The organism is Vibrio sp. T3Y01 (assembly GCF_013114525.1).
Lineage (GTDB): Bacteria > Pseudomonadota > Gammaproteobacteria > Enterobacterales > Vibrionaceae > Vibrio > Vibrio chagasii_B.
Genome location: NZ_VTXJ01000010.1, coordinates 80,988 through 99,879 on the forward strand (window position 1 = coordinate 80,988; position 18,892 = coordinate 99,879).

At 44.9% G+C, this 18,892-nt stretch carries 18 protein-coding genes and 1 riboswitch; of the genes, 5 read left to right on the forward strand and 13 right to left on the reverse strand.

The genetic code is table 11. The annotated features are described in order from the left end of the window. Positions 1-279 precede the first annotated feature (279 nt). A riboswitch (cyclic di-GMP riboswitch) is annotated at positions 280-369 on the forward strand. Between the two features lie 71 nt (positions 370-440). Next, entirely contained in the window at positions 441-1,907 is a 1,467-nt protein-coding gene (gbpA, locus tag F0232_RS12910; protein ID WP_102426295.1) for an N-acetylglucosamine-binding protein GbpA, read from the forward strand. 110 nt (positions 1,908-2,017) lie between these two features. Here gbpA and cyoE read toward each other — a convergent pair whose 3' ends face one another. The 4 genes from cyoE to F0232_RS12930 all read right to left on the reverse strand — a co-directional run bounded on the left by cyoE (position 2,018) and on the right by F0232_RS12930 (position 5,643). Next, complete coding sequence (gene cyoE / locus F0232_RS12915) at positions 2,018-2,956, reverse strand: heme o synthase (protein WP_102426296.1); 939 nt, start codon at positions 2,954-2,956, stop codon at positions 2,018-2,020. After that, positions 2,946-4,001, reverse strand: coding sequence for a heme A synthase (locus tag F0232_RS12920; protein ID WP_105057993.1), 1,056 nt, complete (start codon positions 3,999-4,001; stop codon positions 2,946-2,948). The genes cyoE and F0232_RS12920 overlap by 11 nt, the downstream gene beginning before the upstream one ends. Positions 4,002-4,075: 74 nt before the next feature. Further along, positions 4,076-4,684, reverse strand: coding sequence for a hypothetical protein (locus F0232_RS12925; RefSeq protein WP_061031234.1), 609 nt, complete (start codon positions 4,682-4,684; stop codon positions 4,076-4,078). A gap of 59 nt (positions 4,685-4,743) precedes the next feature. Beyond that, on the reverse strand, positions 4,744-5,643 hold the full coding sequence (locus tag F0232_RS12930) for an SURF1 family protein (protein ID WP_216608273.1): 900 nt from the start codon (positions 5,641-5,643) through the stop codon (positions 4,744-4,746). Between F0232_RS12930 and F0232_RS12935 the strand changes: the two genes are divergently transcribed. After that, positions 5,555-5,785 (forward strand): DUF2909 domain-containing protein, encoded by a 231-nt coding sequence (locus F0232_RS12935; RefSeq protein WP_102425130.1) that lies wholly within the window; start codon positions 5,555-5,557, stop codon positions 5,783-5,785. The two genes, F0232_RS12930 and F0232_RS12935, sit on opposite strands and share 89 nt — an antisense overlap. Positions 5,786-5,807: 22 nt before the next feature. Here F0232_RS12935 and F0232_RS12940 read toward each other — a convergent pair whose 3' ends face one another. From F0232_RS12940 to coxB, 4 genes are read right to left on the reverse strand one after another with little or no spacing between them, the layout of a single operon-like run. Continuing rightward, positions 5,808-6,692, reverse strand: a complete 885-nt coding sequence (locus tag F0232_RS12940; RefSeq protein ID WP_105057991.1) for a cytochrome c oxidase subunit 3 — start codon at positions 6,690-6,692, stop codon at positions 5,808-5,810. Between the two features lie 29 nt (positions 6,693-6,721). Next, positions 6,722-7,345 (reverse strand): cytochrome c oxidase assembly protein, encoded by a 624-nt coding sequence (locus F0232_RS12945; RefSeq protein WP_061031238.1) that lies wholly within the window; start codon positions 7,343-7,345, stop codon positions 6,722-6,724. A gap of 11 nt (positions 7,346-7,356) precedes the next feature. Then, complete coding sequence (gene ctaD / locus F0232_RS12950; RefSeq protein WP_061031239.1) at positions 7,357-9,018, reverse strand: cytochrome c oxidase subunit I; 1,662 nt, start codon at positions 9,016-9,018, stop codon at positions 7,357-7,359. Continuing rightward, positions 9,015-10,217: a cytochrome c oxidase subunit II gene (gene coxB / locus F0232_RS12955; RefSeq protein ID WP_105057990.1), complete on the reverse strand. Its 1,203-nt coding sequence runs from the start codon at positions 10,215-10,217 to the stop codon at positions 9,015-9,017. Before coxB ends, ctaD begins: the two co-directional genes overlap by 4 nt. A gap of 451 nt (positions 10,218-10,668) precedes the next feature. On the opposite strand from coxB, the gene F0232_RS12960 reads away from it, so the two are divergent. Next, entirely contained in the window at positions 10,669-12,375 is a 1,707-nt protein-coding gene (locus F0232_RS12960; protein ID WP_105057989.1) for a phospho-sugar mutase, read from the forward strand. A gap of 104 nt (positions 12,376-12,479) precedes the next feature. Here the strand turns inward: F0232_RS12960 and F0232_RS12965 are convergent, their stop codons facing one another. The 4 genes from F0232_RS12965 to yegD form a co-directional block, all read right to left on the reverse strand. Beyond that, a complete protein-coding gene (locus tag F0232_RS12965) occupies positions 12,480-13,112 on the reverse strand; it encodes a LysE family translocator (protein WP_061031342.1) in 633 nt (210 codons plus the stop codon). 150 nt (positions 13,113-13,262) lie between these two features. After that, positions 13,263-13,895 carry a fumarylacetoacetate hydrolase family protein gene (locus tag F0232_RS12970; RefSeq protein WP_105057988.1) on the reverse strand — a complete coding sequence of 211 codons (633 nt, stop codon included), beginning with the start codon at positions 13,893-13,895 and terminating at the stop codon, positions 13,263-13,265. Positions 13,896-14,170: 275 nt separating this feature from the next. Then, a complete protein-coding gene (locus tag F0232_RS12975) occupies positions 14,171-15,229 on the reverse strand; it encodes a porin (RefSeq protein ID WP_105057987.1) in 1,059 nt (352 codons plus the stop codon). A 493-nt stretch (positions 15,230-15,722) separates the two neighbouring features. Continuing rightward, positions 15,723-17,075, reverse strand: a complete 1,353-nt coding sequence (yegD, locus tag F0232_RS12980) for a molecular chaperone (protein WP_105057986.1) — start codon at positions 17,073-17,075, stop codon at positions 15,723-15,725. Between the two features lie 158 nt (positions 17,076-17,233). Between yegD and F0232_RS12985 the strand changes: the two genes are divergently transcribed. Continuing rightward, the gene (locus F0232_RS12985) at positions 17,234-17,542 is read left to right on the forward strand and encodes a DUF1289 domain-containing protein (RefSeq protein ID WP_105058832.1); all 309 of its coding nucleotides are present in this window, start codon (positions 17,234-17,236) and stop codon (positions 17,540-17,542) included. A 99-nt stretch (positions 17,543-17,641) separates the two neighbouring features. On the opposite strand, the gene F0232_RS12990 is transcribed toward F0232_RS12985, so the two are convergent. After that, positions 17,642-17,992, reverse strand: coding sequence for a HopJ type III effector protein (locus tag F0232_RS12990; RefSeq protein WP_105057985.1), 351 nt, complete (start codon positions 17,990-17,992; stop codon positions 17,642-17,644). A 194-nt stretch (positions 17,993-18,186) separates the two neighbouring features. Here F0232_RS12990 and F0232_RS12995 point away from each other — a divergent pair, with 194 nt between their 5' ends. Next, a complete protein-coding gene (locus F0232_RS12995) occupies positions 18,187-18,846 on the forward strand; it encodes a PilZ domain-containing protein (protein ID WP_105057984.1) in 660 nt (219 codons plus the stop codon). The last annotated feature ends 46 nt before the right edge of the window (positions 18,847-18,892 follow it).

The following is an 18,892-nucleotide window of genomic DNA, read 5'->3' on the forward strand; positions in this document are numbered from 1 at the left end:
TTCATACATAACGTGTCAGGGTTTGGTTAGTGGAAACCAAAGGTTTGGTTTTGATATGCGCTCAATCGTTATCAACAACTAAAGTTAAGCACCCAAACCATTCACAAAAGCAATTAGAGCAAATACTTTCTTAATTTATTTCAATTACTTATGAGTTAACAAACGAATCATATAGCAAGTTAATTTGTATTAAGAATTAAAAGTTCGAGATTAGCATTCCACATTTAAATCGATTGATTCGCATTTATAAAACTCGTTGGCTACATTCCGCTTGCTTAAACGCACTTCTGGCAAACTATTTGAAAGAATAGGACGCAAAGCCACCGGTCTGTCGACAAATATTCTGTCTATGATAGCGGAGCTGCCACTTAATAGGATTTAAGTGCAAATGCATGCCGGAGTGTTCTCTTTTTGTCGGCCAAATACAGTAAGGACAAATAATGAAACAACTCCCAAAAAAATCACTCATCGCACTGTCGCTGCTAAGCGTTAGCGGTGCAAGCTTCGGTCATGGTTATGTTTCGGCATACAATAATGGCGTAGCAGAAAGCCGTGTAGCTCTATGTAAATTCCCTGCGAGTGATACACAAGAAAAAAACACTAACTGCGGTGGTATTCAATATGAACCACAAAGTGTGGAAGGCCCTGAAGGTTTCCCTGAAGTCGGCCCTGTCGATGGAAAAATTGCCAGTGCGCAATCTTCTTTAGCAGCAGCGCTCGACGAGCAAAAAGCAGATCGCTGGGTTAAACGCCCTATCAAGTCTGGTTCTCAATACTTTGAGTGGACGTTCACGGCAAACCACAAAACTCGCGATTGGAAATATTACATAACTCAACCAGACTGGAATCCAAACCAACCTTTGGCACGCAGTTCTTTTGACTTAACGCCATTCTGTGTTGTTCAAGGCAATATGGAACAACCGCCGATGCAAGTAAGCCACCTATGTAATGTGCCAGAACGCGAAGGTTATCAAGTGATCCTTGCAGTATGGGATGTGGGTGACACTGCTGCAGCTTTCTACAACGTTATCGATGTGAAGTTTGATGGTGACGGTCCTATCATTCCTGACTGGGATCAAGGTGGTCAAATCAACCCAACACAAGACCTGAATGTTGGCGATGCAGTTTACACTCGTGTATTCGACCAATCTGGTGAGAACGCTTCATACAGCACTGAGCTTGTGATTGAAAATACAGAACAAGGCAAAGCCAATAACTGGTCTTACGCGTTGGCATCGAAGATCAACCAAGAACAGACCCAAATTAAAGCGGGTCAATTGAACGATCAAGGCGATTTCGCACCGGTATACGGTTCGAACCCTGTTTATCTAAAAGCAGGCTCTGGCTTCAACAGTGTCGAAATCGGCTACAAGATCGATACGCCAGAACCAGAACATGAAATTGAAGTAACTGGTTTAGAATCAGAATACATCATCGATGAGAGCCAGCCTACACAGCTTGATCTTACTCTAGCGGCAACGGGCAATGTTCAAGCAGAACTCACGGTATACAACCACCATCGCGAAGCGCTTGCATCTCAAAAATCTGAGCTACAAGACGGGCAAGTTGAAGGTGTTCAACTGACGCTTTCTAAATCTGAAGCTGGTCACCACATGCTTGTGGTAGTGACGAAAGATGACCAAGGCAACTTAGTGGATCAGAACACGCTTGATTTCCACCTGATGGACGAGCAAACACCGCCACCAGCGGGCGATTACGACTTCGTATTCCCTGAAAGCATTGACTCTTACACCGCGGGCACGAAAGTACTAAGCAGCGACGGTAGTATTTATCAGTGTAAAGAGTTCCCATACTCTGGTTACTGTGTTCAATGGGCACCAACGGCAACTCAGTACGAACCTGGCGTAGGTTCACACTGGCAAGATGCTTGGAACAAAGTGGACTAATTATTAGTAAGGTAATTACTTTCAAGTACGTAAGCTTGTGTAATTAGTCAAACAAAAACGGATGCCCAGAGCATCCGTTTTCTTATTCAGCAACAGCAGAAATGCGGTTATCAAAGTAGATAGTGGTCTGCCAACAAAGCAACAAACAAGATCATGAGATGATAGATTGAGAACTTAAAGGTCTTCATCGCCATGTTCGGCTCATCGCGATACTTCAATACCCAGGCAGAATAAACAAACCCACCGTTGAGCAGCAAAGACGCGCTCAGGTATATCCAACTGCTCATTCCAACCAATACTGGCAGCACACACACGATGCTCAGCAATAGTGTATACAGCAGAATTGAAGTCTTGGTGTAAGTTATCCCATGTGTCACAGGCAACATCGGGATATCTACCTTGGCATATTCGTCACGACGATGAATCGCAAGCGCCCAAAAGTGAGGAGGTGTCCAGATGAAGATAATCATCACCAGTAGCCATGCGTTGGAGTGCAACTCGTTAGTCACTGCCGTCCAACCCAATAAAGGTGGCATTGCACCTGCGATCCCTGCAATGACAATGTTCTGTGGCGTCGCTCGTTTTAAATACATGGTATAGATAACCGCATAACCTAATAGACTCGCAAAGGTTAGCCAAGCCGTAAGCGGGTTAACTAACAAGGCTAAAGTCACAAAGCCAAGTAAACCGATACCTGCCGCAAAGGCGAATACTCGTACACTGCTGAGCTCACCCGATGGTAAAGGACGACGATTAGTACGAGACATTTGCCCATCGATCTTCTTGTCGATCAAGTGATTAAATGCAGCGGCTGAACCCGCCATCAACCCTATCCCTATCATGCCAAATAATGCTTGCTGTAATGGCAATCCATTAGGCACCGCTAAACACATGCCGACTAATGCTGTTAACAACATCAAAGCAACCACTTTAGGCTTGGTCAGTGATAAATAGACCTTCCAAGCTGCTTTGTTTTGAGCAGCAACTTCATGACTTGAAGCGGTATCTTGAACCACAATTTGATGCTGTGTTGAAGTTCTACTGACCATGATTACCTCCTTGTAATACACTGTTCTTTACCAAGCGCTCACTTGGTTTTCGTTGCCACACAACAAAGTTTGTCACAACCAGGCTGACAAGCAGCATCGCCGCAACTAAGTTATGAAGCACTGCCACTGAAATCGGTAGATGGAACCACACGTTACTGATCCCTAAACTGACTTGCACGGCTAATACCAATGCCACAATGACACCCAGTTTTTGGTGCACTGTTTGACCAAGCTTCCACAACTGATACACGACCATTAGCACCGTTATCGTTGCCACAATAGCGCCAAACCTATGCATGATATGTATGGTGAGCCTTGCGGGATACTCGAGCACACCAAACTCATAGTTATCATGCCCATGCTGTGCAAAGTCGAACGCATTCTTAAAGTCTAAGTAGCTTGTCCAACTCCCTTCACAGATAGGCAGTTGAGTACATACCAGCGCGGCATAATTTGAAGACGTCCAACCGCCAAGTAAGATCTGTCCAATAACAACCATCAGGCCAAGTAACGCAGCAAACTTGCTCGTCGCCGAGTATGTCGTTTCACTGAACCGAGTCTGGAAATTAGAGAGGCGACAATACAGTAGGCAGAGCAGAGACAGCAGAGTGAACCCTCCCATCAAGTGCGCCATCACCACAACAGGCATCAGTTTGAGAGTCACTGTCCACATCCCTAACAAAGCTTGAAAGATCACCGTTGCCGAAATAAGTAGTGGTAGCCCAGCAGAGGTGATGTTCTTCTTAATACACCAAACGACCACAACAAAGATAAGAAGCCCTAATGAACCAGCAAAGTAGCGATGTATCATCTCTATCCATGCTTTATCTGCCTCAAGAGCGCGTTCAGGGAATTGGAGATTAGCTTGGTTCACCGCTTGTGCATCTGAAGGTACCGTGAGCTTTCCGTAACACCCAGGCCAATCAGGGCAACCAAGTCCAGCATCCGATAATCGGGTATAGGCACCGAGCACAATCACTGTCAGCGTCAGTAAGATGGTCACTCGCATCACGAGCATGAGCAAATCAGGGGCTTTGTTCTGCATCGTTTATCTCCCTATAAGTATTCCTTGTCGCTGCTAGAGTTCAGCCACCGCGGTCAAACCGAATCACTTATCAGCTACCCAACACGCGACAGTTTAAGAAGCTTTCTCAAATCATGAATCATGCCTTTAGACTGCCCGACTAACTGCGATGGTTCTGAGACACTTTTGTATTCCATAACGAGTTGCCCAAGGGGATCAATGATAACAATCGAAGCTGGTGCGAACTTAGTGCTCAACTGCTCCCCACCAGACAGAAATGACAAATCAGGTTTGTTAAATGCTCCTGGTAATGCATCCCCTTCAGAAACAAAAACTACAGCTGTCACTCGTTCTTTGTTCTTCCCCAGCGCTAAATAGCTTTGGTTCAAGTAATGGAGTTGTTGTTCACACAAGCTATCGCAGTCTGTTGGCGCAATGTAACCCACCAACCACCCTTCTCCTTCCATCGGCGCGGTCAGCCCAAAATCTTGTAGAGTAACTCTTGGCTCAACTAACTCCCCACTGTTTGTCACACCAGATGTGTACCAATTCTGCTCTAATACAGTTTTAGCGATAATGGCAGGTAAGGCGAAGACCAAAATCAATCCGATGAGCACAAGTCGACCACGTGAGCGGCGCTGTTTAAACGCAGCAAGATTAGCATCGGTACTTTCCTTTTTAGTTTGTGTTTGAGACTTATCCATTTTGATTCCCTGTATTAGTCGCTGCCGATCGCTAACCGTGTTTATGTCGTTGCAAGCATTTACTTCTTATTCATGTGACTATGTTTCTTCAAGTACCTAAAACCAATCAAAAGCATCAGCGAAAGCAATACCGCAGCCATCACAAACCATTGAAATGAGTAACCAAAGTGCTTCTCAGACTTCATCGCCGTCGGACGCCATAACATTTCATAAGGCCATGAATCCAAGCTCTGAGGTTGAAAAATGAACGGCAACACCTCTTGTCCTGTGTATTGTGATAACGCTTCTATGTTGATGTTTTGAATCCTTTTCGGCGTCGTGTTTTCTAGCCCAAGTTCCTGACTTAATGGATTCACTGAACGAGTGTACAATCGCCCAGACATCTGGATAGGTAGCGTGATCTTTCCTATTTGTGGTAGCTCCCTTCTGTCATTACTCGCTGCAACGAATCCAAGATCGATCAAAAGCTGTTTTCTTCCATCTTGAGTTTGAACCTCGCCCAGCATGTAAATCACATATCCCACCGTTCCTTGATTGATTTGATTGTCCAGCAAGAGAATTAAACCACTCGGTTTCACTAATTCGACGTCAGCTTTCAAGCCATTTAAGGTCGAAAGGGGCACCGACTGCTGAGTTCCAACGCTTGCCTCTCGCCATTCAGTGAGCACTGTATCTAGAGGCTTAGGAGGTTGCATTGCTCTTTGCGATAGCTGCTGCTCATAACGTAGTTTCTCGTTACCTCTATCTAACTGCCATAAACCCAACTTGATTAAAATGCCGACTGAAACCAAAGTTAAAGCAACCGCAAACCAAAAACCTTTACTGCGGAACTTTCGCTCATCATGATTCAAACGGTTTGGAGTTATCACTATGGCGTCACCTACCTTTATCCTGTTATTCAAAGTTGTGTTGGTTGCCCTGCTGTTTTTCATCGCATTCAACCTAATGAAAGGGCTCATCCAAATCGCCTCGAGCAAACACAATGGCAAAAAGCTGAGTCACTTCTTGGGGCGTCGAGTCATGTGGTCAGCCATTGTTGTGCTACTGTTATTGCTTGCTTTAGGGTCAGGAGTAATAGCTCCTAACCCTCGTCCCTATTAAGCCCTTTAGCTCTGTCGCTTCGCTAAAGCACGTATACAAACACGAATAACCCTAACCAAACCACATCAACAAAGTGCCAGTACCAACTGCCGGCTTGGAATGCAAAATGGTCTTTGGGTGTAAAATGATCTTTGGCAACCCTAGCTAACAAGACGATTAAAAAGATCGTCCCTAAGCAGACATGTAAACCATGGAAACCCGTCAGTAAGAAGAAGGTGTTGCCATAGATTCCCGATTGAAGAGTAAGGCCCATATCTTGATAAGCATGGATATACTCTTCAACTTGGAAAAATAGGAAGAACCCAGCCAGAACGATGGTGATCTCTAACCAAACGATTAATGCCATGCGCTTGTTTTGTTCGAGGCTTAGATGGGCCATATGCAGCGTGATGGATGAAAGCAATAGGATAATGGTGTTTTTGAGTGGAATTCCTTGCCATGGCATAGCTTGTGTTGTTACGCCATCCGGTGTCGTAGTCAGCGGCCACATTGATTGGAACATTGGCCACAATACTTCATGAGTCATTTCATTGTTGCCCGCCCCGCCAATCCATGGGACAGAAATCATACGAGCGTAGAACAGCGCGCCAAAGAAAGCACCGAAGAACATGATTTCAGAAAAGATGAACCAACTCATGCCTTGCCTGAAAGAGCGGGATATTTGCTCAGAATAGAGGCCGCTCAAGGATTCTGTAATCACGTTGCTAAACCAACCCGCAAGCATGTAAAGCAACACCGCAAACCCGACGAACAACACAGCCTTACCGAACACACCGCCAGCGGCATCAGTGCCCATGTTTTGCACGGTTAACCCTGCTCCAACCGCAACAAGAAATAGCGCAACGGCACCGACTAATGGCCAATGGCTTTGATGTGGAACGAAATAAACTTCCTTTTTAGAACTCATCGCTCAACTCCTTTTGTTGATTCTGGTTCCTAGTTACTCGCGATTACATTAGGCTCGGCACTACTTGATTCCCCGACCACCTCATTCGTAATGTTAAATAGCGTATAAGAGAGCGTCAGTGTGTGAATCGATTCTGGAATATCTGGCTCTATGTAAAATATCAAACCCATTTCAGCGCTTTTATGCCCCTCTAATGGCTGCTGGTTAAAGCAGAAGCATTCCATCTTATTAAAGTAAGTCGCCCCCATCCCTGGAGATACTGAAGGCACAGCCTGCCCCACTAGAGAGTTTCCTGATAAATTTTTGGCGATGTAATTCGTTTGAATTACCTCACCGGGGTGAACCTCTAACACACGATCTTCAGGAACGAACTGCCAGGGCATATCAGGTTTGATGTGCGACATAAACTCCACACGAACTGTGCGAGAATAATCTGGCTGCATCCCACGTGGCTGTACCGCAGACACGGTATTAGTTTTGCCGTTGATTCCCAAAGCCTCGCACATCACATCGTAGAGTGGCACCAAAGCAAAACCGAAGCCAAACATCGCTACCACACTCAATACCAAGTAACCCGTTAGCTTTTTAGTTGATCGCTTCTTGGTTGACCGCTTTGGTTGGTTTTTATCTAGTTCGCTTTGCTTATCACTCATAGCCCATCTCCCTAATCGACTTTAGGCGGATGAGTAAAAGTATGATGAGGCGCAGGGCTTGGTACCGTCCACTCTAACCCTTCAGCACGTTCCCATGGCTTGCTTGGTGCTAGCTCGCCGCCTTTCACACACTTGATAACTAGCCACAAGAAGATGAGTTGCGATAAACCAAAGGCGAAGCCCCCTATCGACACCACTTGGTTAACGTCAGCGAACTGGATAGCGTAGTCTGGAATACGACGTGGCATCCCCGCTAAACCTAGGAAATGCATAGGGAAGAAAAGAACATTCACTGAGATTACTGACGTCCAGAAATGCCATAGACTGAGCTTGTGGTCGTACATATGACCAGTCCATTTAGGTAACCAATAATAAGCGGCGGCCATTATCGAGAACACGGCACCAGTCACCAGAACGTAGTGGAAGTGAGCCACTACAAAATAGGTGTCGTGGTATTGGAAATCTGCAGGAACAATGGCGAGCATCAATCCAGACAAGCCACCTATCGTGAACAGAACGATAAAGGCAATGGTGAACAGCATTGGGGTTTCGAAAGTCAATGCGCCTCGCCACATGGTTGCGACCCAGTTAAAGACTTTCACGCCTGTCGGCACAGCAATCAACATGGTGCAATACATGAAGAACAGCTCTGCAAAGACGGGCATCCCCGTGGTGAACATATGGTGTGCCCAAACTAAGAAGGACAAGATTGCGATACTACAGGTCGCGTACACCATTGAGTGATAACCGAACAAACGCTTGCCACTAAATGCAGGGATAATTGCTGAAACAATACCAAAGGATGGCAAAATCATGATGTAAACTTCAGGGTGCCCAAAGAACCAAAATATGTGCTGGAACATGACGGGGTCACCGCCACCGGCCGCATCGAAGAAGCTCGTCCCAAAGTATTTGTCGGTCAACACCATGGTCACGGCCCCTGCGAGAACTGGCATTACGGCTATCAGCAAGAAAGCGGTAATTAACCAAGTCCAAACAAACATTGGCAATTTAAACCAAGTCATACCCGGAGCTCTCATGTTCACGATAGTCACGATAACGTTGATCGCGCCCATGATTGAGCTAATACCCATGATGTGAACAGAGAATACAAACAAAGCTGTGCTATCTGGGCCATACGTCGTTGAGAGCGGTGCGTAGAATGTCCAACCAAAGCTAGGACCGCCCCCTTCAGTAAACAAAGATCCAATCAAGATTAGGAAGGCGAAAGGTAGAATCCAGAAACTGAGGTTGTTCATTCGAGGTAACGCCATATCTGGAGCGCCGATCATCATAGGGATCATCCAGTTGGCGAGCCCTGTGAATGCAGGCATTACCGCGCCAAATACCATGATCAAGCCATGGACTGTGGTCATCTGGTTGAAGAAATCAGGCTCAACAAGCTGCAGACCCGGTTGGAATAGCTCCGCACGGATCACCATCGCCATCGCACCGCCAGTTAGGAACATGGCGAAACTGAACCACAGATATAGCGTACCTATGTCTTTATGATTGGTTGAATACAGCCAACGCGCCCATCCTTTAGGAGCGGCATGGGAATCGTGATCGTCCGAAGGTAAGTCATGGCTGTCTAAGGTACCATCTAAAGTATGACTTAGAGCCTGGTCTTCTGCAGGCGCCGATTTCACCGGCTTTTCGATTGGTGAACTCATAGCTGCTCCTTAGCATCACTTTGTGCTTCATCCGCAGAGCCTTCCGCTCCACCCGACTGTTTAACCTTATAGGCATTAACATCTGAAGCTTGAACCACATCGCCAGTGTCATTCCCCAAAGCATTTCGTTGGTAGGTCACGACTGCTGCAATCTCTTTCTCAGTCAACTGATTGTCGAAGGCTTGCATTGCCGTGCCTCCTCGACCGTAAACAATAGTGTCGATATGAACATCTACATCTCCAAGAGCAACTGGGCTACCTTTGATAGCAGGAAACGCTCCGGGTATACCTTCACCGTTTGCTTGATGACATACGGCACATCGAGTTTTGTATACCTCTTCACCTATGGTGTTCAACTCTTCCAAAGAAAGTGACGCGTCTAACGCATCTTGAGCCGCTTGTTGTGCGGCAATCGTTAGCTCTTTCTGTTCTGCTAACCATGCGTCAAACTCATCTTCTGCCATGGCATGCACTACTATCGGCATGAAGCCGTGAGCACGACCACAAAGCTCTGCACACTGTCCTCGGTAAACGCCTGGTTCATCAATTTTTGTCCAAGCTTCGTTAATGAAACCCGGAATGGTATCTTTTTTAACGGCAAAGGCCGGAACCCACCAAGAGTGAATCACATCATCTGAAGTCATCAAGAAGCGAACTTTTCGATCGACAGGAAGGACGAGTGGTTTATCAACCTCTAGCAAGTAATGAGCGCCTTTCACTTCAATGCCTTCGATTTCTTTATCACTGGTTGCCAGCAAGCTGAAGAATTCAACATCTTCGCCAAAATAACTGTAATGCCATTTCCATTGTGAGCCAGTAATTTTAACTGTGAGTTCAGATTGGGAGGTGTCTTCCATCGCTATCAAGGTTTTAGTAGCGGGAATCGCCATTGCGATGAGAATAATAATAGGAATGATGGTCCAGAGGATTTCAACTTTGGTACTTTCATGAAAGTGAGCGGCCACCGCGCCCTTCGACTTTCGATGCCTCAGAATCGAATAAAACATAACACCGAACACAACGAAGGCGATTGCACAGCAGATGTAGAAGATCAACATGTGAAGTTCATACACTTGACCACTGATCTCTGTTACACCTTGTGTCATGTTATATTCGCTACTCGCATTCACCCACGGCGAAATCGACAGCACAACAAAACTGTTCAAAAGCCACGCTAGCCTAACCAGTAATCTTTTCAAAAGATCTCTCCTTATCCTTCCTAATTGGATACATGCGACCTAAATGTCGTTGCGAACCCAACAGCACTCATTGCTGTACCGGCTTCGCATGAAAAGGCTGAATCTCAATCTACTACTCTCGTGAGCACAGCCTATAACGGGCTGCTAGAACCTCTTAACTTACCGACTTATACGTCTATCAAAGTCTGGAGGTTTCAACGAAAGATTCAAAAACGGCGAAATTGTTCAATTTTGTTATATTTATGTAAAAGGCTAGTTAGTGATATCCAATTGTTCAAGGTAAGTTTACTTACAAAATAGTCAATTATTTAGAATGGCTTAGCCCACTTGTCTTTGTCGTTGGAATTTATTTTTAATCGAGTTTTACGATTGCTTTCATGGAAATGATAATCAATATCACTTAAATTAATCCCAACAGTAAGTCATACCGACATAAAAAGGTTCAGTGATTATGCAAGATGCTATGAATTGGTTAGCGAGAGACCCAGATCCAAGAACTCGTGAAGAGCTACAACACCTCATCGATGAGGGGGTGCATGACGAATTAGAAGACCGCTTTACGCAGCGATTAGAATTCGGAACAGCGGGTCTTCGAGGTAAAGTAGGATGTGGCCCAAACAGAATGAACCGCTTAGTCATTCAAGAAACCGCGACTGGGCTTGGTCACTATCTAATTGAACATGTAGCAAACGCGACCATGAGAGGTGTCGTTGTGGGCTATGATGGCCGATTAGATTCAAAGCAATTCGCGATTGATACCGCTTCAGTACTGACGGCTTTAGGCATCAAGGTTTATCTAACATCGAATGTAGCTGCGACCCCTATCGTTGCTTTTGGTATCGAGCATTTCAACGCAGCAGCGGCCGTTGTGGTGACTGCTAGCCACAACCCACCTGAATATAACGGCTTCAAGGTATACTGGGAAAATGGCGCACAAATTATACCGCCTCATGATGCAGGTATTGCCGCTGAAATTGACTCCGCAGCGACTAAGCCAATCCCTTTGATGAGCCTCAGTGATGCAGAAACGCAAGGCAAGTTAGTGTGGCTCACCGAGGGTTACTATCAAACCTACCGCGCTGCGATCAACAAAAGCCCATTTGTAAAGAACGATATAGAGTCTGCTAATACCACCATCGCTTATACAGCAATGCATGGGGTGGGCGCGCAGATGGCAGAAGATCTTCTGCACGACTCGGGTTTCCATAAGGTATTCAGCGTTGCAGAGCAAAGAGAACCTGATGGCCACTTCCCAACGGTGAATTTCCCTAACCCAGAAGAAAAAGGGGCAATGGATCTTGTGGTTAATCTAGCAAAAAGCGTCGATGCAGATATTGCTTGTGCTAATGACCCTGATGCGGACCGATTTGCGGTTGCAGTAAGAACAGATGACGGCTCATACAAAATGCTGACTGGCGATCAGGTCGGTGTGCTATTCGCGCATTACTTGTTATCAAAACCTCACACCAAAAATCAATTGGTGGGTAACAGTATCGTATCGTCTACCCTGCTTGAGAAAGTCGCTAACTCTCACGACGCTACCTACTTCCAAACTCTGACCGGGTTTAAATGGTTAGCTAACATTGGCATGCATTTGGAAGATGAACAGAACGAATTCCTATTCGCCTATGAAGAGGCGCTAGGTTATACAATTGGAACTCAAGTCCGCGATAAAGATGGTTTGTCAGCCATTGTCGTTTTCGCACAACTGGTCGAGGAGCTAAAATCTCAAGGTCGAACAGTGTGGGATCTTCTGGCTCAGATTTCCTTTGAACATGGTGTTCATACCAATGCGCAGCGTAGTATCGCGCTGGACCCAGATTCACCTTCAATTGGCTCTAAGCTTCGCGCAGCACAACCAAAAACAATCAATGGCATTGCGATATCTGTGATTGAAGATCTTCACTCTTCGCTACGCTTCATTACTGGTGGTGCAACAGAGGAGATAAACCTCCCTGCGAGTGACGTACTCATCTATCATCTCGAAGATGGTTCTCGCATTATCGTCCGCCCATCGGGCACAGAGCCAAAGGTTAAGGTTTATTACGAAACCGTGACAAAATTTGAGGGGACAGAAACCTATGACGACACTCGTCAGCGAGGTGAAGAATATATGGATAAGCTCATCGAACAACACCAGAAAGAGCTGAACTCTTAACGGATTAACGCATTAAGAATGCATCAGTTAAATTAAAAATGGACGCTCTAAGCGTCCATTTTTCTTTAAACATCTGGTTGCGGATAATCGCGTTTGGTTGTTACTTATGAAGTGAAGAAAGAAGACAGCATCCAAACCGCTAACACAACAAATACGCCACCCATCACTTTCTGTTGATAGGTACGAAACTTAGCATTTTCTACCAGTGACTTACCGATGGTACCTACCAGAGCTACAAGCAAGAAGTTGAACGTTAAGCCTAACACATTCAGTAATAAGCCTAGCACCAACATCTGCTCGCCCGATGTAGCCTCAATATTTGTCGACACAAACTGAGGTAAAAACATCACAAAAAACACTAGAGCTTTAGGATTAAGCAGGTTACTGATCAGCGCTCTTTGGTAGTAAGCCTTTGCGGCAAAATTATCAGTCAGTTCAGGTGCGTTGCCCTGCTCTGTTCGCAGGCAGTCCCACCCCATTTTTAGCAAGTATGTACCACCTAATAGGTGGAGAGCATTCAAAGCAACAGGGCTCATTGCGATTAATGCAGATACACCCATCGCCGCTAAAACAGTAAGAATGATCCCTGAAGTCGCGTTACCTAAGCTCGCAAAGACACCAACCTTGCGACCATAACTCATGCTTGAGCTAGCAATCAGCAACATATCAGGACCAGGTAAAAGAAGAAGAGCGACGACGGCAGTCAAGTAAACAGGCAGAATGGTTAAATCGATCATGAGGTTCAGCATTGATAAAAATGGAGGCGGATTTTATATCAATTACCAACACCCTTCCAGATGCAATCAGTTGTACCGCAGCCAAAATATCGAATTAAAAACCAACATCATAAAATCAGACCAAATTATTAACTAAATCGATAACAATAATTAACTCGCGACCCACTCGATCTCTATCAATGTCGTCTCACCATACTTAAGGCGGCCAAGGAAAATATCACCTTGGTGCACTTCTCCGACGCCTTTCGGGGTGCCCGTCATCACTACATCGCCATCTAGCAAAGTCGTGTAAGAAGAGAGCTCTTCGAGGATTGTTTGTGGGGAATATAGCATCTGCTCAACGTGTCCTTTCTGAACACGAACACAGTTAATAAACAGCTCTAGATTCAAGTCTTCGAGATCCAAACCTGTCGTGGGCACAAAGCGACTGAGAACGGCAGAACCGTCAAACGCTTTAGCGCGCTCCCAAGGCAAGCCTTTTGCTTTCAAGCTACTTTGCAACTCGCGCTTGGTCAGATCTAACCCTAAACCTACCGCTGAGTATTGACCGTTTTCAACGATGAAACAGATTTCGGCTTCATAGTGTAGGGCTTCTTGATGAAAAGAAGAGAGAGAAGAAGTTACGCTAGTAGAGGGCTTGTTGAACACCACCATAGCGTCTGGGATCGCGTTGTTAAGTTCTTCAATATGATCGACATAGTTACGCCCAACACACAGTACTTTCGTCGGTGTCGCTGTTCGTTTCGAATTCATTAACTGTTCCTGATCTACAACGCTGCTCATAGTTTATCCCTGAACTATTTTTGGAATGCAGAGTTTACCTCATCCCAAAGAGAGAATCTTCGACAAGCTGGCTACTGATCTCTAAATTCTGATCTTTAGCTCAATTCGCTCATTGGGAAATTTTCATAAGGAGATCGGGACATTCCGAAGTGGTCATTCAAAACGAAAAAAGCCCTCTCCAACCAAAAGGTTTGAGAGGGCTTAGCATGGTGTCTAGGACAGTATCCTAAAAGGTAAACCTAAGGAGTAAACACTATGCTAAATCAGTCTGCGACTTATAGGTAGTAACGAGCACCGATAGTCCACTTGTCATCAGTGTTACGACCGTTATCGTCATTTAGGTCGAACTGGTAACCAGTGTAGCCAACAAAGTTGCTAGTGAAGTTGTATTCAGCTTGTAGAGCTAGTTCTTCACGATCAGTTTGTGTTGCAGCGCCTTTAGTTGCTTCACCTTCAACTACTTCGTAGTTCACACTTAGGTTTAAGCTGTTTGCAAGAGCGTAAGCAGCAAGCAATTCATAAGCATTGCTTTCTTCAAGACCGATGTTCATGTTCTCGTTCCAAGCGTAAATACCTGCTAGGTATAAACCAGAACCGTATGAACCGTATGCTGCAGATACTAGGTGAGATTCAGCTGTCTTAGAAACACCAGAATCCGTGAAGTCACCAGTGTTGAATGCGTAGCCTAATTTAACGCCGGCAATCGAGTAACCAAGAGTTGCTTGAATACGGTCGCCGTAAGAAACTGATGTACGATCGATGGTTACTCCACCATTGCTGTCTACGCTTTCAGTATCTGTCGTTACATCGTTGTCACCTTGCCAACCTAGACCAAAGCTAAACTCACCAGCTTCACCTAGCTCGAACGCATTGCGGTAGCTAAGCATTTTGTCTGCACGACCAGTACCAAGAGCACCGTGGTTGTCGTATAAGAAGTCATTCGCAAACGCGATTGGCATATCTGTCGCTGCCGCTACATCGTAGTATGGAGACCATTGCGTACCAGCAACTGCACGACCAAACTCGTCGTGAGTTAGACCAACGTAACCTAGACGAGTTGTAAATGTCTCATCACCACCATCTAGGTAGTTAAGTGCCCATTCGCCTTTAGCGTCAGCTGTGAAGCCGTTGCCTAATTCTTGAGTAGCGTTAAAGTTGATACGTGGAGAGTTAGTACCAACATCAGTCTCGCCTTCCTCTGAACCATTAACGTTCACTGAAACGTGGCCGCCAACTGAGAATGTTGTGCCGTCTTCGTTGTAAAGTTCTACTGCAACTGCCTGTGTACCAAATACTGCACCAGAAATCGCTAGCGCTAAAAGTTTCTTATTCATTGTCATATCCATTTGTAACTGGGTGAGTTATTCACTAACAACCTCGTGCTTACGGAGAAGTTGTTACCTGCATTTAACAAGTAGGCAAACACTAATCGATGAATGACAAAAAAGTTGCATTAAAATATATAAAATAAAGAAAGCAATGCTATAAAAAACAAAAAATCGTTTTAAAACAATACTTTAACTTAGGGTAAATAAATCCTCATTGTTATTTATTTACAAAAAGTGAAACTTATTTTTGCTTTTTAAATCACTAAAAAAGCATTAAAAATCAAAGCACCAAAACTACTCATCAGACCAATACATCACACCACCTCAAAGGCGAAATATTTTGTAACATCTAGAATCCAGCCGAAATATTTAGCTTCTTGAACTAATTTCGACTTTAGAGTCCGGGCAGCTACTCCGTTAGCTAATTTGGTCTTTTCGAATACAAAAAAAGGGCAACTAATCAGAGATCAGTTGCCCTTTATCACGCGTTATTTCACTCTTATTTGAAACATACCTCAGCCCAACGAGCTAAACCCGCCGTTACGGAACCAAAATAGTTGCCACTCACAATAGGCACATTCGGTACGGCTTGTTGAACCGCTTCACGAAGGATAGGCGAACGTGCCGAGCCCCCTGTCATATAGATAACATCTGGCTTTTTCTCACCTTGTTGAATGGCCTCTTTAACCAACTCAATCATCTTAGACTTTGGCGTATCGATAGCATCGACCATCTGTTCAACTGAGATATCGACTTCGATCAACTCGGAGGCAACATTCATCGCTGCGCGATACTCAGAAGACTCCGCCAACGCGATCTTAGCTTCTTCGGCTCTACGTACGATGCCGTAACCCAAGGTATCGTGATAAACCTTAAGTAAACGGTCTAGCTTCTGTGGTTCAGCAGCTTCTTTACGAAGTAACTTCAGTGCTGCAAGGTTTTCGCGAGAATAAAAATTCTTTTGAGCTTCTACATTGTTGATGGCTATTGGATTCCAGAATTGGGTCAATGGCATATCAATACCGGAAATGGCTTTACTGCTCATACCAAAAGGTGACATCAGTTGTTTGAAAGCGAGGTAAATATCTAAATCATTCCCCCCAACCCTTTGACCACTGTGTGCCAATAAGCTCTGGCTACGGTCCGCTTTCCCAGACCAACTCGGGCCCATTTCCAATAAAGAACAGTCGGTCGTACCACCACCAATATCAACCACTAATACTGTTTGGTTTTCGGTCAAAGTGCTTTCATAGTCTAAGCCAGCAGCTACGGGTTCAAATTGAAATGCAATATCCAGGAAGCCTGCACGCTTCGCGGCGCGAGATAAGATAGCTTCAGCTTGTCTGTTTGCTTCTTCACCACCGCGACCGTGGAAGTTAATTGGTCGACCAATAACCGCTTGTTTGATTTGTTCTTGAGTAGTGAGCTCAGCTTGCTGCTTGATGTTCGCCATCATGGCGCATACTAGATCTTCAAAGAAGCTGACCTGAACGTCATGTAGCCCGCTTGCGCCAAGGAAAGACTTAGGAGACTTAACATAGTAGACATCACGCGGGTCTTCTAAGTAGAGATCCAACGCTGCCTGACCAAATGCCATGTCTTCTGGCACAAGGTCGATACTCTCTTCGCGGTTGTAGGCAATTGCACGTCGTAGCACTTGCTCACCGACAGCATCGCTCGGCTTGATGTTCAGGTGGCGAAATAGATGTTCAGATACACTCTCACGAGTAGGAGCAAATACGGTTGAGGGAATATAGTGGTTGCTACCTTCTAACGGTAACAAGCTTGGTTCTCCATTGACCATTGCAGCCACAGAACAGTTTGCTGTTCCATAATCAAATCCAATAAACATAATATCCCCCAGTCAACAAAAGGGGCGAGATGCTACATGAAAAGCCTTTAAATTACGAGGTCATTTGGTGTTTTACTAAGTCAAATTTTAGTGAGTTGGCTCTTAAAACAGAAACAAGTATGTTACATTTCAGCCCAAACCAATCAAGGGTCCGAAAGATGAAAACACCTTGCCGAGCGGCTTGTAAAAATAATGGTGGCATGTGCAGTGGCTGCTTTAGAACAATGGACGAGATTATAGGCTGGAAAGGCCTATCTGAAAATGAAAGAGAGTCGGTGATGGACAACCTAAGTGGTGCGAGTTCCACACATCAATGTCCGCAATGTAATGAGCCAGCTCAATGCGATATCAGTGCCGGTAAAGAGACCTGTTGGTGCTTTGAGCTAGAGAAAAGAGACACGAGCTCTGTACCCAAGTTTGGAGTATGTATGTGTCGTAAATGCTTGTCTGAATTGCCAATTCAGTAGCCTGCCGTATGGAAAGATATAAAATCTGAAGCGAGATAAACTCATCTCGCTTCAGGGTCTTAATGTTAAGTAAGTATTTACTTCGCCGGTGAAACCTATTTACTTAGACTTCAATACCAACGCTGGCTGGGAGAATTCCACCCCACCCCAACCGTGAATCATAAAGTTACGGATGTTTTGGTGATCAGTATTCTCTGGGAAACCTAGTACATCATTGCGGTAGTATTGACCAAAACACGCGAGTGTTTGCTCTGCTGAAAGCCCTTGATCTTGGCCGAACGCAAAAATTTTACACGAACCGTTGTTCTGTCCAGCCTCATTCACGACATCCCCGTTGCGAAATTCACATTCACAAAAGTCATAATGTGCTTCAATCACCTGCATCGTATCTTCAAACTGCACATTCTCTGGGGACTCAGACAGGGTGTTTAACAAGATTTCTAGTTCCATTTACCATTTCTCCATTGAGTAAATTATTGATAGCAGTGTAACGTGTTTTTCGACAAGAGTAAGCCAATGTTTGAGTAACAACCCGTTTCTAGTTTTCATCCCGCCAACCTCATTTCCTTAATGAAAGTAATGACATAGCTTTATTAGGACGTTATATTATTTCAACAGACAGTTAACATTGTTCATCGATAAATATGCATAAAGATAAAAACGTAGAACTGTTTAGATACCTGAAACCAGGTACAAAAGCAGCAGGTGTATTAGAGTTTGGCCCCGACGACTCAATTCAGATCAGTACTCTATATATTGGGCACAAAGAAGAGCAGTACCTTATCCTGGAACTGTCACAAAAAGCGACCGAGGCACTGACGTTAAGAAAGCTCATCAACGTCGATATCATCGTTCGAGCGATTACAGACACAGAACTTGGGCACATCGTCGCCTTCAAAACCAATGTACTGGCTCATATCACCTCCCCTGCGCATCTTCTATTTCTTCGTCCGCCAACGAGCTTTGCAACAAAACCAATCCGCGAACACGAAAGATACAAAGTGCGCCTCAACTGCGAAGTTACCTTTGACACCTTGACGCTAAACGCTGTGTTAGTCGATTTCTCTGTTTCCGGCTGTGGTATCTACATTACACAACAATCCGATATTGATGTGGGATGGAAGGTAAAGGTGGATTCAATATTGAGTGAGCACTTAGATAGTGAATTGGTTTACAAAGTCGTGAGTAAGAAAAGACAGGGCCAAGGTTGGGTACTAGGAATTCAATTCCCTGAACACCTAGACATGAGTGATGAGCTTAAAACATTACTGTTAGAACAAGCTTTCGTTGCTGGCTTTGTATAGTTGTTCTCGGATGTTCAGAATGCAGAGCTCGACACCGCTCGGTGTG

Coding starts and splice junctions, on each gene's coding strand:
- F0232_RS12970 (WP_105057988.1), bottom strand. CDS start 13,895: ATGAGCAGCGTTGTAGATCAGGAACAGTTAATGAATTCGAAACGAACA.
- F0232_RS12975 (WP_105057987.1), bottom strand. CDS start 15,229: ATGAATAAGAAACTTTTAGCGCTAGCGATTTCTGGTGCAGTATTTGGT.
- F0232_RS12930 (WP_216608273.1), bottom strand. CDS start 5,643: ATGAGCCCTTTCATTAGGTTGAATGCGATGAAAAACAGCAGGGCAACC.
- F0232_RS12935 (WP_102425130.1), top strand. CDS start 5,555: ATGGCGTCACCTACCTTTATCCTGTTATTCAAAGTTGTGTTGGTTGCC.
- F0232_RS12925 (WP_061031234.1), bottom strand. CDS start 4,684: ATGGATAAGTCTCAAACACAAACTAAAAAGGAAAGTACCGATGCTAAT.
- F0232_RS12965 (WP_061031342.1), bottom strand. CDS start 13,112: ATGATCGATTTAACCATTCTGCCTGTTTACTTGACTGCCGTCGTCGCT.
- yegD (WP_105057986.1), bottom strand. CDS start 17,075: ATGTTTATTGGATTTGATTATGGAACAGCAAACTGTTCTGTGGCTGCA.
- gbpA (WP_102426295.1), top strand. CDS start 441: ATGAAACAACTCCCAAAAAAATCACTCATCGCACTGTCGCTGCTAAGC.
- cyoE (WP_102426296.1), bottom strand. CDS start 2,956: ATGGTCAGTAGAACTTCAACACAGCATCAAATTGTGGTTCAAGATACC.
- F0232_RS12960 (WP_105057989.1), top strand. CDS start 10,669: ATGCAAGATGCTATGAATTGGTTAGCGAGAGACCCAGATCCAAGAACT.
- F0232_RS12995 (WP_105057984.1), top strand. CDS start 18,187: ATGCATAAAGATAAAAACGTAGAACTGTTTAGATACCTGAAACCAGGT.
- F0232_RS12945 (WP_061031238.1), bottom strand. CDS start 7,345: ATGAGTGATAAGCAAAGCGAACTAGATAAAAACCAACCAAAGCGGTCA.
- F0232_RS12990 (WP_105057985.1), bottom strand. CDS start 17,992: ATGGAACTAGAAATCTTGTTAAACACCCTGTCTGAGTCCCCAGAGAAT.
- F0232_RS12920 (WP_105057993.1), bottom strand. CDS start 4,001: ATGCAGAACAAAGCCCCTGATTTGCTCATGCTCGTGATGCGAGTGACC.
- ctaD (WP_061031239.1), bottom strand. CDS start 9,018: ATGAGTTCACCAATCGAAAAGCCGGTGAAATCGGCGCCTGCAGAAGAC.
- F0232_RS12985 (WP_105058832.1), top strand. CDS start 17,234: ATGAAAACACCTTGCCGAGCGGCTTGTAAAAATAATGGTGGCATGTGC.
- F0232_RS12940 (WP_105057991.1), bottom strand. CDS start 6,692: ATGAGTTCTAAAAAGGAAGTTTATTTCGTTCCACATCAAAGCCATTGG.